12 protein-coding genes are annotated in these 17,276 nt (G+C 34.7%); all 12 read left to right on the forward strand.

Going from position 1 to position 17,276, the window contains the following annotated elements; translation table 11 throughout:
* Nucleotides 1-33 precede the first annotated feature (33 nt).
* On the forward strand, nt 34-2,865 hold the full coding sequence (gene uvrA, locus E0F89_RS11165) for an excinuclease ABC subunit UvrA (protein WP_131909863.1): 2,832 nt from the start codon (nt 34-36) through the stop codon (nt 2,863-2,865).
* A gap of 151 nt (nt 2,866-3,016) precedes the next feature.
* On the forward strand, nt 3,017-3,457 hold the full coding sequence (locus E0F89_RS11170) for an endonuclease domain-containing protein (RefSeq protein ID WP_131909864.1): 441 nt from the start codon (nt 3,017-3,019) through the stop codon (nt 3,455-3,457).
* 273 nt (nt 3,458-3,730) lie between these two features.
* Complete coding sequence (locus tag E0F89_RS11175) at nt 3,731-4,459, forward strand: LOG family protein (RefSeq protein ID WP_131909865.1); 729 nt, start codon at nt 3,731-3,733, stop codon at nt 4,457-4,459.
* Nucleotides 4,460-4,650: 191 nt separating this feature from the next.
* The gene (locus E0F89_RS11180) at nt 4,651-7,395 is read left to right on the forward strand and encodes a gluzincin family metallopeptidase (protein WP_131910045.1); all 2,745 of its coding nucleotides are present in this window, start codon (nt 4,651-4,653) and stop codon (nt 7,393-7,395) included.
* Nucleotides 7,396-7,581: 186 nt separating this feature from the next.
* Nucleotides 7,582-9,990 carry an alpha-ketoacid dehydrogenase subunit alpha/beta gene (locus E0F89_RS11185; RefSeq protein WP_131909866.1) on the forward strand — a complete coding sequence of 803 codons (2,409 nt, stop codon included), beginning with the start codon at nt 7,582-7,584 and terminating at the stop codon, nt 9,988-9,990.
* Between the two features lie 263 nt (nt 9,991-10,253).
* A complete protein-coding gene (locus tag E0F89_RS11190; RefSeq protein ID WP_131909867.1) occupies nt 10,254-10,931 on the forward strand; it encodes a peptidoglycan DD-metalloendopeptidase family protein in 678 nt (225 codons plus the stop codon).
* Nucleotides 10,932-10,934: 3 nt separating this feature from the next.
* Entirely contained in the window at nt 10,935-11,417 is a 483-nt protein-coding gene (locus E0F89_RS11195) for a hypothetical protein (protein WP_131909868.1), read from the forward strand.
* A gap of 342 nt (nt 11,418-11,759) precedes the next feature.
* Complete coding sequence (locus E0F89_RS11200; RefSeq protein WP_131910046.1) at nt 11,760-12,305, forward strand: helix-turn-helix domain-containing protein; 546 nt, start codon at nt 11,760-11,762, stop codon at nt 12,303-12,305.
* A gap of 96 nt (nt 12,306-12,401) precedes the next feature.
* Entirely contained in the window at nt 12,402-15,320 is a 2,919-nt protein-coding gene (locus tag E0F89_RS11205) for an ATP-binding protein (RefSeq protein WP_449404027.1), read from the forward strand.
* 7 nt (nt 15,321-15,327) lie between these two features.
* The gene (locus E0F89_RS11210; RefSeq protein WP_131909870.1) at nt 15,328-15,765 is read left to right on the forward strand and encodes a response regulator; all 438 of its coding nucleotides are present in this window, start codon (nt 15,328-15,330) and stop codon (nt 15,763-15,765) included.
* A 95-nt stretch (nt 15,766-15,860) separates the two neighbouring features.
* Entirely contained in the window at nt 15,861-16,685 is an 825-nt protein-coding gene (locus E0F89_RS11215; protein ID WP_131909871.1) for a CheR family methyltransferase, read from the forward strand.
* A 6-nt stretch (nt 16,686-16,691) separates the two neighbouring features.
* On the forward strand, nt 16,692-17,252 hold the full coding sequence (locus E0F89_RS11220) for a chemotaxis protein CheB (RefSeq protein WP_131909872.1): 561 nt from the start codon (nt 16,692-16,694) through the stop codon (nt 17,250-17,252).
* Nucleotides 17,253-17,276 lie beyond the last annotated feature (24 nt).

The following is a 17,276-nucleotide window of genomic DNA, read 5'->3' on the forward strand; positions in this document are numbered from 1 at the left end:
TCAAAATGGTAACTTTGCTTTTTTGCAAAAATTATGTTAGATAAAGACAATACCATTGAAGTTCAAGGCGCTCGCGTTCACAACTTAAAAAACATAGATGTTTCCATTCCTCGTGAAAAACTGGTCGTAATTACCGGTCTTTCAGGATCCGGAAAATCCTCCTTAGCTTTTGATACTATTTATGCCGAAGGGCAACGCCGTTATGTGGAAACTTTCTCTGCGTATGCCAGGCAGTTTCTGGGTGGTTTGGAACGTCCCGATGTTGATAAAATTGACGGGCTTTCGCCTGTAATTGCCATCGAACAAAAAACAACCAGTAAAAGTCCGCGTTCCACAGTAGGAACTATAACTGAAATATACGATTTTCTGCGTTTGTTGTATGCTCGTGGCGCTGATGCGTACAGCTATAATACCGGAGAAAAAATGGTTTCTTATTCTGATGAGCAAATCAAAGATTTGATAATTCAGGATTTTACTGGAAAACGAATCAATATTTTGGCTCCTGTTATTCGTGCTCGGAAAGGACATTATGCGGAACTCTTTCAACAAATTGCCAAGCAAGGTTTCCTTAAAGTTCGTGTAAACGGCGATGTACTGGATATAACTTTGGGCATGAAACTAGACCGTTACAAAACGCACGACATAGAAATTGTTGTGGATCGAATGGTGATTGAAGACACTGCAGATAACGAAAAACGTTTGACCGAAAGTATAAATACAGCGATGCATCACGGTGAGAATGTATTGATGGTTTTGGACCAAGACTCTAATGAAGTGCGTTTTTTTAGTAGAAATCTGATGTGTCCAAGTACTGGGATTTCCTATCAAAATCCAGAACCTAATTTATTCTCTTTCAATTCTCCAAAAGGTGCTTGTGATCATTGTAACGGCCTTGGAACGGTAAATGAAATCAACACTAAAAAGATTATCCCAAACCCGAAATTATCGATAAAAGCAGGTGGCTTCGCTCCTTTGGGCGAATATAAATCTTCTTGGATTTTCAAACAATTGGAAATCATAGGTGAAAAATATGGTTTCAAATTAACAGATGCAGTTAACACCATTCCTGATGAAGCGATGGAAATGATTTTGAACGGCGGAAAAGAAAAATTCACCATCAACTCCAAAGATCTTGGTGTTGCCCGAGAATACAAAATTGACTTTGAAGGGATTTCACATTTCATCAAAAATCAGCATGACGAAAGCGGTTCTACCAGCATAAAACGTTGGGCAAAAGAATTTATGGACGAAATAAAATGTCCGGTTTGTGATGGTTCCCGCTTGAAAAAAGAAGCGATGTTCTTTAAAATCAATGAAAAAAATATTACTGAATTGTGCGATATGGACATTTCGGATTTGACGGTTTGGTTTAATGATTTAGACAGCCATTTATCTGACAAACAAAAGCGTATTGCTACAGAAGTAATCAAAGAGATTAAAGATCGATTAAACTTTTTGATGAATGTAGGTTTAGATTATTTGGCTTTAAGCCGAAGCTCGAAATCACTTTCCGGTGGTGAAGCACAACGTATTCGTTTGGCAACTCAAATTGGTTCGCAATTAGTTGGTGTTTTGTATATTCTGGATGAACCAAGTATCGGTTTACACCAAAGAGACAATGATAAATTGATTCATTCTCTCGAACAATTACGTGATATCGGAAACTCTGTAATTGTAGTCGAGCACGATAAAGACATGATTGAACGTGCCGATTATGTAATTGATATTGGACCAAAAGCCGGAAAATACGGAGGAGAAATCATCAGTAAAGGGACGCCTGCCGAAATTATGAAACATCATACCATTACAGCGATGTACATGAATGGTGAGTTGAAAATTGAAGTTCCAAAAAAACGTCGTGAGGGAAATGGGAAATTCCTAAAACTGACCGGAGCAACAGGAAATAACCTGAAAAATGTTTCGATAGAATTGCCTTTGGGTAAAATGATTTGCGTAACGGGAGTTTCAGGAAGCGGAAAATCGACTTTAATTAATGAGACGCTCTACCCTATTTTGAACGCCTACTATTTTAATGGTGTCAAAAAACCGCAACCGTACAAAAAAATTGAAGGATTGGAACATATCGATAAAGTGATTGATATTGACCAAAGCCCGATCGGTAGAACGCCACGAAGTAATCCGGCAACTTATACGGAAGTTTTTACAGAAATCAGAAACCTGTTTACGATGACTTCTGAGAGTATGATACGGGGTTACAAAGCAGGTCGATTTAGTTTTAATGTCAAAGGCGGACGTTGTGAAACCTGCGAAGGTTCGGGTGTGCGAACAATAGAGATGAACTTTTTACCAGACGTTTATGTAGAATGTGAAACCTGTCAAGGAAAGCGTTTTAACAGAGAAACACTGGAGATTCGGTACAAAGGTAAATCCATATCAGATGTTTTGAATATGACGGTTGATGAAGCAGTTCCGTTTTTTGAAATGATTCCGAAGATTTACAGAAAAGTCAAAACCATTCAGGATGTTGGCTTGGGTTATATTACACTTGGGCAACAAAGTACAACGCTTTCCGGTGGTGAAGCACAGCGTATTAAACTTGCGGGTGAATTATCTAAAAAAGATACAGGTAATACGTTTTATATCCTGGACGAACCTACAACAGGACTGCATTTTGAAGATATTAGAGTCTTGATGGAAGTGATTAACAAATTAGTAGATAAAGGAAATACAATCCTGATTATCGAACACAATATGGACGTGATTAAGCTGGCAGATTATATTATTGATATTGGTCCTGAAGGTGGAAAAGGCGGCGGACAACTTATTGCGAAAGGAACTCCTGAAGAAATTATAAAAATTAAGAAGAGTTACACGGCGCAGTTTTTGAAAAAAGAGTTGACTTAAATTCCCCTCCTCTGGAGGGGTGCCCAGAGGGCGGGGTGGTTTTTATATTCTTTTATTATCGCTACAATTGACATATTTTTGTAAATTCAGCCTTAAAAAACCACCTCGCTATGAATGACACCCTTATAATTGAGGAGTAAAACAAGGAGTTATGGAAAACAATAGAGAAATAACCGCTCATATTTACACTCACCCTATTTATCGAAATTTCATTGAAAACTTACCCTACAACGCAAAACTAAAAGCACGTTCCCGAGCCTTGCGCAAAGCTGGTGTGCTATCAGAAGTGATTTTTTGGTTGCAAGTGCACAAAGGAATGTTTTGGAAAATAGATTTTGACAGACAAAGAATCATTGGTAACTTCATCGTAGATTTTTATATAAAAACCTTGGGATTAGTAGTCGAAATTGACGGTTCAAGTCATAATGACAAAGAAGAATACGACCAAAAAAGAGAGGATTATCTTATTTCTTTGGGTTTAAAGGTCTACAGAATCTCTGATTTAAGGGTGAAAAATGATTTGAGAAATGTGATGATGGAACTGGAGAAATATATTGTTTTAGAATATGGTGGTAAAGAGACTAGTATCTGAAAATTTATACAGAAAATCCACCCCGCCCTTCGGGCACCCCTTCAAAAGAGGGGAAAAGCTGACGGGCAACTAATTGCGAAAGGAACTCCTGAGGAAGTTGCTAAAAATAAAAAGAGCTATACAGCGCAGTTTTTAAAAAAAGAATTACTTTAGTATATAGAAGCCCTAGCCCAGATAGCAGTGAAAATCCTTATAAGCCGGGTTTCGGCTTATAAGATTGTAACGAATAGCTGGAAGTAGCTCCAAAAAAAATAAGATTATAAAATAGAGAATATGAGATTAGAAGATTTTGATAATGACGAGGATAAAGTTATCCAAGACCGATTGAAAAGAAAGACGTGGAATGAGATTAGAACCAATGATAGTTGGGCGATTTTTAAAATCATGGCCGAATTTGTAAACGGTTATGAAAGTATGGGACGCATAGGTCCTTGTGTCTCTATTTTTGGATCAGCCAGAACAAAACCCGACGCTGCTAATTATTTACTGGCAGAAAAAATTGCTTATAAAATAAGTAAAGCAGGATATGGTGTGATTACCGGCGGTGGACCCGGAATTATGGAAGCGGGCAATAAAGGCGCACATTTAGGCGGAGGTACTTCTGTGGGACTGAATATTGTATTACCATTTGAGCAACATTACAATCCTTACATTGACAGCGATAAAAATTTGAATTTTGATTATTTCTTTGTTCGAAAAGTGATGTTTGTCAAATATTCTCAGGGTTTTGTTGTGATGCCAGGAGGTTTTGGTACATTAGACGAAATGTTTGAAGCGATGACGTTAATTCAGACCAAAAAAGTAGCCAGATTCCCTATTATATTGGTTGGAACCAGTTTCTGGTCAGGACTCATTGATTGGATTAAAACGGTTTTAGTAGAAAAAGAAGGTACTGTTCATGCCGAAGACTTGAATTTGATTAAAATTGTTGACAGTGCAGATGAAGTCGTTGATGTTTTAGATAAATTCTACAAGAAATATGATTTATCTCCCAATTTTTAATAATAAGCTGCCTAAAAGCAGCTTTTTTTATTTTATTTTATACCTTCTTTCTTTATTTACTGTTTATTAATAATTACATTTATTTTTTTATTAAATTTTAAATCATTTCGTTGAAATCATTTTATAAAATCATTGTTTTTATTCTTGTTTTATTGGTTTCAGTAAAGCAATATGGACAGCATCATTCTAAGATGACCGTTGAATTGAATCCAGGGAATAAGACGTTGAATGTAGAACAGGAAATCACTTTTTTTAATCAATCGAATGATACTTTGAAATCGATTGTTTTGAATGACTGGAATAATGCCTATTCCAATAAAAACACACCATTGGCGAAGCGGTTTTCTGATGAGTTTTACCGAGGTTTTCATTTGGCAAAAGAAGAAGAACGAGGAAGTACCAAAAATTTAATTGTAACAACTTCACGACTATCGCCACTGGCTTGGCAACGACCAGATAAAAATCCAGACATCATTGTTGTTGAATTAAACGATAAATTGTTTCCCAATCAAAAAATCACTCTACATCTTACCTATATTGTAAAGATTCCCAGTGATAAATTCACCAAATATGGTTATAATGACAAAGGAGAAATCAACCTTAAAAACTGGTTTCTCAATCCGGCTCGTTATGAAAATCATGATTTTATCAGGTACAGCAACAATAATCTTAATGATATTGCTAATGCGGTTTCTAATTTTAATATTGATCTGAAAATCCCAAGAAATTTAGAAATTACTTCAGATTTAAATAGCACTGTAACCGATAATGAACTCTTTTCGTTTTATAAATTATCAGGCGAAATCAGAACAGATTTCAGCCTCTTTGTTGAACCAAAATCCAGTTTTGAACGTTACACCAATAGCTCCATCGACGTACTTTATGATCTGAAAGACAATAAATTGGATTCACTCCAAAAAGGAATTATAATTGCTAAAATTGTAAATTTCACAAACGATTTAATCGGAAAATATCCAAACCCGAAAATCATTGTGTCACAAACGGATTATGAGAGAAATCCATTTTACGGATTGAATCAACTTCCTTCTTTTATAAGTCCGTTTGCGGATGATTTTATTTTTGAAATTAAATTTTTGAAAACCTATTTAAATGAATTCTTAAAAAGCAGTCTGAATTTAGATCCAAGAAAAGACAATTGGATTTATGATGGCATTCAAGTGTATGCGATGATGAAATATATTGACGAAAATCATCCAAAAATTAAAATGATGGGAAGCGCATCGAATATCCGTCTTTTGAAAAGTTATAATTTAATGAATCTAAGTTTTAATGCGCAGTACAGTTATTTTTACATGCTGATGGCCCGTAAAAATCTGGATCAGCCATTGGGAGCGCCAAAGAATACTTTAATTAAATTCAATGAACAAATCGCCAGTAAATACCGCGCGGGTCTGAGCATTCGGTTTTTAGATGATTATTTAGCGCGCGATGTTGTAACCGCCAGTATTCGCGAATTATATGCACAAAATCAGGGGAAATCAGTTTCAGGAAAGGATTTTGAAAAGTTGCTTAAATCAAAGGCTAAAAAGGATATTAGTTGGTTTTTTAATACCATCATTAATTCCAGAGATATCATTGATTATAAATTTTCCAATGTAACCAAAACGAAAGACAGTGTCACTTTTTCTGTAATTAATAAAACAGGAGCACCAATTCCCATTCCGGTGTATGGCACCAAAAATGGCGCTATTGTTTTCAAAAAATGGCTCGATATTGAAGAATGTGACAGCACTTTCACTATTCCCAGAAACAGCGTTGACAAGATTATTTTAAATTTAAAAAATGAAGTGCCTGAATACAATTTAAGAAATAACTGGAAGAAATTAGAAGGTTTTTTTCCTAATAATCGACCGGTCAAGTTTGTTTTTATGAAAGACTTGGAGGATCCCTATTACAATCAAGTTTTGTATGTTCCTTCGATATATTACAACTTATACGATGGTTTAACTCCTGGACTTCGACTGCACAATAAAACCATCCTCGAAAAACCATTCACATTTGATGTTAACCCATCTTTTTCCACTAAATCAGAAAATTTATCCGGATCCGCGAGTTTTGTCATTACTCAAAATTATAGAAAAAGCAATCTTTTTAGTGCAAGATATTCCTTGAGCGGATCTTATTTTCATTATGCTGAGGACGCCTCCTACTTAAAACTAAATCCAACAATTCAGTTACGAATCAGGGAGCCCAACTTTAGGGACAATAGGAAACAGCTGCTTTTATTCAGACAGGTTATCGTAAACAAAGAAAAAAGTGCTTTAATTATAGACAATTCGCCTCAAAATTATTCCGTTTTTGACGCCAGATATATTAATACAACTACTGAAGTTACTAAACATTTTAGTTTTAATACAGATGTACAAATTTCCGGAAAATTTGGAAAAATAACAGGTGAAATTGAGTACCGAAAACTATTTGAAAACAATCGGCAGATTAATTTGCGATTTTACGCCGGTAGTTTTTTATACAATTCAAGCCAGTCTGATTTTTTCAGCTTCGCGCTCGATAGACCCACAGATTACCTGTTTGATTATAATTATTTAGGCAGGTCCGAAAGCAGCGGTCTTTACAGTCAGCAATATATCTCGGCGGAAGGTGGTTTTAAATCGAAAATTAATACACCTTATGCCAATCAATGGATTACAAGTGTCAATGCAAGTTTCAGCATTTGGCACTGGATCGAGATTTATGGAGACGCAGGGATAATCAAAAATAAAAGTCAGGACGAAAGATTCGTTTATGACAGTGGTATTCGTCTGAATTTAGTTACTGACTACTTTGAGTTATATTTTCCGGTGTATTCAAATAATGGATGGGAAATTAGTCAAAAAAATTACGATGAAAAAATACGTTTTCTAATCACTTTATCTCCTAAAACATTAATCAATCTTTTTAATCGAAAATGGTTCTAAAATGATGTAAAGATCATTAATTTTTAAACTATTCTTAATATATTAATATAAAAATTACATATAGTAAAAAAATAAAGTTCTTTTTAGTGTAATTTATTGCAATAATTAAATTCTATTTTTTGCAAGGAATTATGAAAATAGCATGTTTTTAATTAAATTTACATCCTAAAGTTATACTTTTGAATTATGATACAAGAAAAAAACAATACTACATTAACATTTGAGGATTTCAAAATTGAGGTGTTAAACGACTACACAACTGCGGTAATTAGCAGAGAATGCAGTCTGTTAGGACGTAAAGAAGTATTGACCGGAAAAGCTAAATTTGGCATTTTTGGGGACGGTAAGGAAGTGCCACAATTAGCGATGGCAAAAGCCTTCAAAAATGGCGACTTTCGCTCTGGATATTATCGCGACCAAACGTTTATGATGGCTATTGGTCAATTAACGGTACAACAATTTTTTGCCGGATTGTATGGGCATACTGATCTTGAACAAGAGCCAATGTCAGGAGGAAGACAGATGGGTGGCCACTTTGCCACACATAGTTTAAATGATGACGGGAGTTGGAAAGATTTAACAAAACAAAAAAATTCAAGCTCAGACATTTCTCCGACGGCCGGACAAATGCCCAGACTTTTGGGACTTGCACAAGCTTCAAAGATATACCGACAAGTTTCCGGTATTCCAAATGCCGCTAATTTCTCAGTTGAAGGGAATGAAATTGCATGGGGAACGATAGGAAATGCAAGTACTTCTGAAGGTTTATTTTTCGAGACTATAAATGCTGCTGGTGTTTTACAAGTTCCGATGGTCATGAGCGTTTGGGATGATGAATATGGTATCTCTGTACATGCAAAACATCAGACCACTAAAGAAAACATCTCTGAAATCTTAAAAGGCTACCAGAAAGAAAAAGGGACCAATGGTTTTGAAATACTTAGAGTAAAAGGCTGGGACTATGCTGATCTAGTGGCTACTTATGTGAAAGCTGCCGATATTGCGAGAGAAAATCACGTTCCGGTTTTGATTCATGTAAATGAAGTGACGCAACCACAAGGACATTCGAGTTCTGGTTCACATGAAAGATATAAAAATGCGGATCGCTTAGCTTGGGAGAGAGATTTTGACTGCATCCGTCAAATGAAATTGTGGATGATTGCCATCAACATTGCTTCGCCTGAAGAAATTGAAGCTATTGACGCACAAGCTAAAAAAGACGTTTTAGAGGGTAAAAAAGCCGCTTGGAATGCTTTTATTGAACCTATTATAAGCGAACAAAAAGAACTGATTTCTCTATTACAAAAAATAGGCGATACCAGTAAAAATAAAGAAACAATCTTAACATTCATTTCTGAATTAAGCAGCAATAAAACTCCTTTAAAAAAGGAAATTCTGGTTGCCGCACGAAAAACCTTGCGATTGGCACTGAGCGAAAACGGAAGAGAAGAATTGTCCCAGTGGATAACATCCTACACGGATAAAACCCAAAAGAATTTTAGCAGCAACTTATTTTCAGAAACAGATTTGAATGTCTTTTCTGTTAAAGAAGTATTGCCGGTCTACCCAGAAGACGCTAAAGAAGATACTGATGGACGTATGATTTTGCGTGATAATTTTGATGCTATTTTTACTAAATATCCTGAGGTTTTAATATTTGGTGAAGATGCCGGAGCCATTGGTGATGTCAATCAAGGTCTTGAAGGCATGCAGGAAAAATACGGAGAACTCCGTGTTGCCGATGTCGGAATTCGTGAAGCAACTATTCTTGGTCAGGGAATAGGAATGGCTATGAGAGGTTTACGTCCCATCGCCGAAATTCAGTATTTAGATTATTTATTATATGCGATCCAAATCATGAGTGATGATCTGGCTACGTTGCGCTACAGAACTGTCGGAAAACAAAAAGCTCCGCTGATCATTCGTACCCGCGGTCATCGATTGGAAGGAATCTGGCATTCAGGTTCACCAATGGGAATGATTATCAATGCAGTTAGAGGAATTCACGTTTTGGTCCCTAGAAACATGACACAAGCAGCAGGTTTTTATAATTCTTTACTGGAATGTGATGAACCGGCTTTAGTGATTGAATGTCTGAATGGCTACCGATTGAAAGAAAAAATGCCGTTGAATTATGGTGATTTTAAAACTCCAATTGGCGTTGTAGAAACGTTGAAAGAAGGGGCAGATATAACATTGGTTTCTTACGGTTCGACATTGAGATTGGTTCAGCAAGCGGCCAAAGAATTGCTGGAAGTAGGTATTGATTGCGAAATTATCGATTTACAGTCATTACTTCCGTTTGATATTAATCAAGATATCGTAAAAAGTATTAAGAAAACAAATAGGCTTTTAGTAATAGACGAAGACGTACCAGGTGGTGCTTCAGCATATATTTTACAACAAATAATTGAGCAGCAAGATGCTTACGTTTATTTAGACAGCAAACCGCAAACTTTAACGGCAAAAGCACACAGACCTGCTTATGGAACTGATGGTGATTATTTTTCAAAACCTTCTACCGAAGATATTTTTGAAAAAATCTACGGAATGATGAATGAGGTAAATCCTTCAAAATTTCCTAATTTGTATTAAAAAATTTTTATTTATCAAAAAGCCAGATAAAATCACATTTTGTCTGGCTTTTTTTATGGTTGCTTAACAGTGTTACCAAGCAACAAGGAAACAAATGTCAATAGATTATTTTTAATAATATCAGAAAAAAAATTCCCGAAGATTATCCTTTCAGCTTATATTAACAAAACCTAAAAGTTTCAATTCAAAGTTATTTTGGGAGTCTATTTTTTTTTGTCTGCATTTTTTAATTTAATTTTAGCGTTTTCAAAAATTTACTAAAAATGATACCATTAGAAACACTCTTACACAACATCGAAAATGTTAAGGTGATAGACGCAAAAATTGATTACACTCAGTATATTCCATTGGATTTATCTACAACAAATGAAGCCTTTACCAATTTAAAGTTCGAAACTGCAGGAGATTTTGAAGAATACATAGAACACTATTTAGTACAAAATAATGCCAAAGTAGCTTTTGGAGGCTACAACGAAATTAGAAATCTGTATAAACGAAGTAGTGTTTTTAATGATTCGAAAACTCAGGAACGAAATATACATATCGGATTAGATTTATGGATACAATCCGGCACCCCCGTTTTGGCGGCACTTGACGGATTCATCCACAGTTTCAATTACAATACTGGAGTCGGCGATTATGGCCCTACTATTATTTTGGAACATAAAATTGAGGAACTAAAGTTTTACACCTTATACGGCCATTTATCATTAGAAAGTATCAGCGGTATTAAAATTGGTGATTTTTATGAAAAAGGACAGCAATTAGCTACTTTGGGTGATACTTCCGTAAATGGTGATTATGCGCCGCATCTGCATTTTCAGATTATAAAAAATAATTTGAATACCTTTGGCGATTATCCCGGTGTTTGCAGTGAAAATGATCGTCCGTATTATTTAGACAACTGTCCAGACCCTAATATCTTACTAAAAATTAAATAAAACATGAAAAAAGTAATTATTCTCTTCACTATCCTTTTGCTCATTGGATGTAAATCAAAAAAAGTAGTAGCCGTTGCAGAACCGGTACCGGAAAAAGTTAAAATCATGAAAATCGCGCTATCTGAGGTGAATGATAGTCAAAAAAATAAATCGTATGAGCTTGGAAAAAGAGTTTTAATGACCTGTAACACCTCAAAATTTAAACCTTTTAACACTACTGAGGCAACCCTTTCTGTAATAAAAAATACTACTGAAGAAAGACTCACCAAAACATGCACGAGATTTCGCCAATATTATGGCACTTTCATTGACCTTCAATTAGTGGAGGTTTATCAAAACAATTTTGACCAAACAACTATTTTTCGTTACAAAGCATTGTATTCAAAAAAAGTAGCCAACAAAGAACTTCGGGTTACTATGAATAACGAGAATAAAGTGTCAGCCATTAAATCATCCGATTGGGTAAATTCCTTTATAGCTAAATAATCTATTACACTTATCAACGATTATTGCGTGATTTTAAAACCAAGCAAAACAAGTATTAGTCAGTAAATCATAGTTCATACAATTTCAAAAATTGTTTGCCCTGTTTTGAAGAGGTTTATAAATGACCTGTCGCAACTGTTAATAAATATTTTTACAGAAAAGTAATGGCTATTGGATAGCTGCTTTTTTTTCTGACGCGAGTTAATCAGTGCGTCAGGTTAAAAATTATAATGCGTGAATTATGTAATTTTAAAAAGAAGTTATATAATTTTATTGAACAAGTTTATTCGATTTTTACATAATCTGTTAAAAAATAATAATTTGAAGCTATACATCAAATACATGGTAAGTAATCGCTGTAAAATGGCGGTGAAAGAAGAGTTAAAAAAACTAAAACTGCACTATATGGTTGTTGATTTAGGTGAAGTCGAAATTATGGAAAACATTTCGATCGAACAGAGACAACAGTTGAAAATTGCGCTTTTGGATTCGGGATTAGAATTAATGGATGATAAAAAATCAATGTTAATCGAAAAAATTAAGAATGTTATTATTGAAATGGTACACCATTCCACCGAAAACATTAAAATCAACTTTTCGGATTATCTAAGTCAAAAATTAAGTCACGATTATACGTATTTATCTAATTTATTCTCTGAAGTACAAGGAACGACAATTGAGCAATTTATTATCTCTCATAAAACGGAACGCATTAAAGAATTAATTATCTATGGCGAATTAAACATCACTGAAATTGCCTGGAAAATGAATTACAGCAGCGTTGCGCATTTATCAAGTCAGTTTAAAAAAGTGACCGGACTTTCTCCTTCGCATTTTAAACAACTGAAGGACAAAAGAAGAAATCCTATTGAAGATATAGGAAAATAAAAGCCTCATAATACGCTAAGTTCTTTTGTATGAACTCAATAAAATTAAAAAATAGAAATCATAAATAATCAAGTACTAAAATACGCCCAAAGTTTAATAGAAGCTAGTTTAGACCCACTAATTACAATAAATAGTGAGGGTAAAATTACGGATATGAACGAGGCTGCCGTGAATATTACTGGGCAGTACCGCGCTAATTTGACAGGTACGGACTTCTATAATTATTTTACTGAACCACAAAAAGCAATAGCAGTATATCAGCAAGTTTTTGCAAATGGATCTATAACAGATTCTCCCTTAACCCTTCGCCACAAAGGCGGCAAACTGACAGATGTTTTGTTCAACGGTTCCGTGTACAAAGACGATTGTGGTAAAGTTTTAGGAATTGTAATCGTCGCCAGAGATATTGCTGAACAGAAATGGGCCTTAGATTTGAAAATGGCGAACGATGAATTGGCACATCAAAATAATGAGAAAGAACTGCGCGCTGCTGAATTAGTCATTGCCCGAAAAGAACTTGATTTTCAAAATAAAATTAAGGAAAGAAAAGCCGCTGAGCTTATAATTGCCAATAAAGAACTGAAGTATCAAAACGGCGAAAAAGCAAAACGAGCAAAGGAACTACTTGTTGCCAGGAAAGAATTAGCTTTCCAAAATGATGAAAAAGAGCGATGTTCCCATGAGTTAGTTGATGCGAATAAAGAATTGGCTTTTCAAAATGATGAAAAAGAAAAACGTGCGCAAGAACTAATTGTCGCAAACCAAGAATTAGCATTCCAAAATGATGAAAAAGAAAAGCGTGCGCAAGAATTAATTATAGCCAATAAAGAACTGGCCTATCAAAATGATGAAAAAGAGAAGCGTGCAGAGGAATTAATTATAGCCAATAAAGAACTTCGTTTTCAAAATAACGAAAAAGAAAAACGAGCATCCGAATTACTAATCGCGAACAAAGAGCTTATTTTTCAAAATCAAGAACGAGAAAAACAGAAAATTGAAAATAGAGAATTGGAAGATTTTACCAATTCCTTAAAATTAGCTTCGCAGTATTCTTTAAGTTTAATTGAGGCAAGCCGCGATCCTTTATTTACAATTTGCCCACAAGGAAAAATAACCGATACTAACGAAGCGTCAGTGAGAGTGACCGGTATTTTACGTGATAAAATAATTGGTTCTGATTTCTTTGATTATTTCACTGAACCTCAAGATGCACGTAAAGCGTATCAGGAAGTATTTGATAAAGGATTTATCGCTGATTATCCTTTAATTATTAAAGAACATGAAACTAAATTAACGGAGGTTTTACTGAATGGTTCCGTATACAAAAATGAAGAAGGTGAGGTACTAGGCGTGGTTGTGGTAGCCCGAGATATCACAGATCAAAAAAGAATTGAAAAAGAAACAGTAGAAGCACGAATTTTTGCAGAATTAGCAACTGAAATTGCAGAACAAGCAAAAAGCAATGCTGAAAATGCGACGATTATAGCAGAAAATGCAGTGAAGGCAAAACAACAATTTTTGTCAAACATGAGTCATGAAATTCGAACTCCGATGAATGCAATTATCGGATTTACCAAAGTGGTATTAAAAACAGAGTTGTCTGCCAAACAAAAAGAATATTTAACCGCGATAAAACTAAGTGGCGATGCCCTAATCGTACTTATAAATGATATACTTGATTTAGCAAAAGTAGACGCCGGTAAAATGGTTTTTGAGAAAACTCCTTTTAAATTAAAGTCCTCAATATCCTCAATGCTTCATTTATTTGAAACAAAAACCCAAGAAAAGAATTTAAAATTATTAAAGGACTACGATGCTAATATCCCTACTGTTTTAGTGGGAGATTCTATTCGATTACATCAAATTATTTTAAATCTGGTCAGTAATGCTGTAAAATTTACGAATACAGGAAATATTACTGTGGGAGTTCATATGCTGCATGAAGATAATGAACAGGTAATTCTTGAATTTGCTGTCACAGATACCGGAATTGGTATTCCCGAAACAAAAATCGAGAGTATATTCGAAAACTTTCAACAAGCAAGTAGCGGAACTTCAAGATTATATGGAGGAACAGGTCTTGGACTTGCAATTGTAAAACAATTAGTGGAACAGCAAGGCGGTAAAATTCGAGTGAAAAGCACTGTTAACAGTGGAACCACATTTAGTTTTACGTTAGTTTTTGATAAAACAGACGAGGCGGCTCCATTAGAAAATGAGATCTATGAATTAAATACCGAGATAAAAGATATTAAAGTTTTGGTGGTTGAAGACATGCCTCTGAATCAATTATTAATGAAAACGCTGCTCGATGATTTTGGATTCGAAAGAGATATAGCCGAAAACGGTGCTGTAGCGATCGAAAAACTAAAAAATAAAAAGTATGATATCATACTTATGGATTTGCAAATGCCCGTAATGAACGGCTTTGAAACTACAGAATATATTCGTAAAACAATGAATTCAAAAATTCCCATTATTGCCTTAACTGCTGATGTAACCACAGTTGATTTAGCTAAATGCAAAGCAGCGGGAATGAATGATTATCTGGCAAAACCTATTGATGAAAGAGTTTTATACAGTAAAATCATTGGGATACTAAAAAATCCAGAAGTAGCGAAGTTTGGGAAAAAAAATGTTGGGAAAAAAAATGATTCGGGAAAAAAAGTGAAATGTATCAACATGGTTTATTTAAACGAGCATACAAAATCCAATCCAGTATTAATTAAGGAAATGATATCCCTGTATTTAATACAAACACCCCCTTTAATTAACACCATAAAACAAAGTCTGGAGGATAAAAATTGGCCTTCATTAGCAGCGGCAGTACATAAAATGATTCCTTCATTTTCGATTATGGGAATCCATACTGATTTTGAAGATATGGCTAAAAAAATCCAGAAGATTGCAGTGGCAAAAGATAATACAGAAGAAATTACGGACCTAGTGCTGCAAATCGAAGAAATCTGCTTGCAAGCTTGTAGTGAATTAGAACATGAATTTAATATAATATAAATATATAATGACAAATAGCGACAACAAAATAAAAATCTTCCTTGTAGATGATGATGCATTATTTTTAAAATCTTTAGAAATTGAGTTTCTGGAAAATGCAGACTTCATAATTGAAACCTATCCTACCGGAGAGCAGTGTATTGCCAACTTATCACATAATCCTGATGTAGTAATCTTAGATTATCAACTTGATGGAATCGTAGAAAATGCAATGAATGGCCTTCAAACTTTGGAAAAAGTAAAAGCTTTCAATCCGGACACTCCTGTTATAATGTTGTCTTCACAAGATAAAATTGAAGTGGCTGTCAATTGTATGCACCATAAAGCATTTGATTATGTTGTAAAAAGTGAGACTGCTTTCGTTCGTCTGCAAAAAATAATCTCTGCTATTTTTAAATATCAAAAAATGGAAAAAGAATTGAATTGGTACATGGATAGAATGTAAGCTGCTTTTTCACAAAGCCAATTTTAATTTTACTCTCTATTTAAATTAGTTATTACCAATTTGGTGAATTTTAAATCAAATTTATCATTACAAAAATGCGCTATAAAGAAACATCTGATCTGGAAATTTCATTGCTATTGGAAGCCATTTACCGCAAATACGGTTATGATTTCAGGCAATATTCTCAGGCTCATATACGGCGCAGAATCATGAGCAGAATGGTGATGTCCGGTTTTGAAGACATTTCCGAGATGCAATCCACGGTGTTAAATGATGAAAGCTTTGCAGCAACACTCTTGCAGGATCTGTCCATTACAGTGACTGAAATGTTTCGCGATCAGAGCTTTTATAAGTCGTTACGTGAAAATGTCATCCCTATCTTAAAAACATATCCTTTTATCAAAATATGGCATGCCGGTTGCGCAACGGGTCAGGAAGCCTATTCGATGGCTATTATATTACAGGAAGAAGGCTTGTACGATCGAAGTATAATCTACGCTACTGATTTTAATCAAAATGCCTTGAATCATGCAAAAGAGGGGATTTATTCAACTTCCCTCATCAAAGAATACACTACTAATTATCAGTTGTCTGGAGGCAAAGAATCATTTTCTAATTATTATACTTCTAATTATGATAATGTGATCATGAATCAGTCGCTGAAAAAAAACATCGTATGGGCCAATCATAATTTGGTTACCGATAGCGTTTTTGCTGAAGTAAATTTGATTTTATGCCGGAATGTACTTATATATTTTGATAGAGAATTACAAAATAATGTCCAGACGTTATTTTATAATAGTCTGATAAATGGCGGCATTTTATGCTTAGGTGCCAAGGAAAGTCTTCGTTTTTCAGATGTATATGAAAAGTACACAGAATGGGATCCAAGACAGCGAATCTTTAAAAAAAAATACTAATTAGTAATGAAATATGAAGCCATTGTAATGGGAGTTTCTTCTGGTGGAATGCAGGCAATGAAAGTCATGTTTCCTCTTTTTCCTAAGGATTTCAAAATTCCAATTATTATTGTGCAACATATTGGCGTGCAGTCCGATGGAGAATGGATCAAGATTTTAAATCATAACTGCAACCTCCACATTAAAGAAGCAGATGAAAAAGAAACAATTGAAACGGGAAATATTTATATAGCACCTCCTAATTATCATTTGTTGGTTGAAAAAGATAAAACTTTTTCGCTTACGATTGGGGAACGCGTAAATTTTGCAAGACCGGCAATTGATATATTATTTGAAACGGCTGCCGAAGCGTACGAAAAAAAATTGATTGGAGTAATTCTTACCGGTTCTAATTATGATGGTACCAAAGGAATGGAACGAATAAAAGAATATGGTGGTTTAACAATTGCACAGGATCCTGAGACAGCGGCATCCTCGTTTATGCCTGCCGCGGCAATTGCTGCCATGCAACCGGATCATATATTATCTCTTGAAAATATAGTGAAGTTGCTACTAAAAATAACCTAAGTTTTTAATGATTGAATACTAAAA

It is taken from the genome of Flavobacterium caseinilyticum, from assembly GCF_004349085.1.
In the GTDB taxonomy this organism is placed as follows: Bacteria; Bacteroidota; Bacteroidia; order Flavobacteriales; family Flavobacteriaceae; genus Flavobacterium; species Flavobacterium caseinilyticum.

Bases quoted from the DNA above. Each gene is read 5' to 3' on its own strand.
- uvrA (WP_131909863.1), top strand. From the start codon at position 34: ATGTTAGATAAAGACAATACCATTGAAGTTCAAGGCGCTCGCGTTCAC.
- E0F89_RS11170 (WP_131909864.1), top strand. From the start codon at position 3,017: ATGGAAAACAATAGAGAAATAACCGCTCATATTTACACTCACCCTATT.
- E0F89_RS11175 (WP_131909865.1), top strand. From the start codon at position 3,731: ATGAGATTAGAAGATTTTGATAATGACGAGGATAAAGTTATCCAAGAC.
- E0F89_RS11180 (WP_131910045.1), top strand. From the start codon at position 4,651: ATGACCGTTGAATTGAATCCAGGGAATAAGACGTTGAATGTAGAACAG.
- E0F89_RS11185 (WP_131909866.1), top strand. From the start codon at position 7,582: ATGATACAAGAAAAAAACAATACTACATTAACATTTGAGGATTTCAAA.
- E0F89_RS11190 (WP_131909867.1), top strand. From the start codon at position 10,254: ATGATACCATTAGAAACACTCTTACACAACATCGAAAATGTTAAGGTG.
- E0F89_RS11195 (WP_131909868.1), top strand. From the start codon at position 10,935: ATGAAAAAAGTAATTATTCTCTTCACTATCCTTTTGCTCATTGGATGT.
- E0F89_RS11200 (WP_131910046.1), top strand. From the start codon at position 11,760: ATGGTAAGTAATCGCTGTAAAATGGCGGTGAAAGAAGAGTTAAAAAAA.
- E0F89_RS11210 (WP_131909870.1), top strand. From the start codon at position 15,328: ATGACAAATAGCGACAACAAAATAAAAATCTTCCTTGTAGATGATGAT.
- E0F89_RS11215 (WP_131909871.1), top strand. From the start codon at position 15,861: ATGCGCTATAAAGAAACATCTGATCTGGAAATTTCATTGCTATTGGAA.
- E0F89_RS11220 (WP_131909872.1), top strand. From the start codon at position 16,692: ATGAAATATGAAGCCATTGTAATGGGAGTTTCTTCTGGTGGAATGCAG.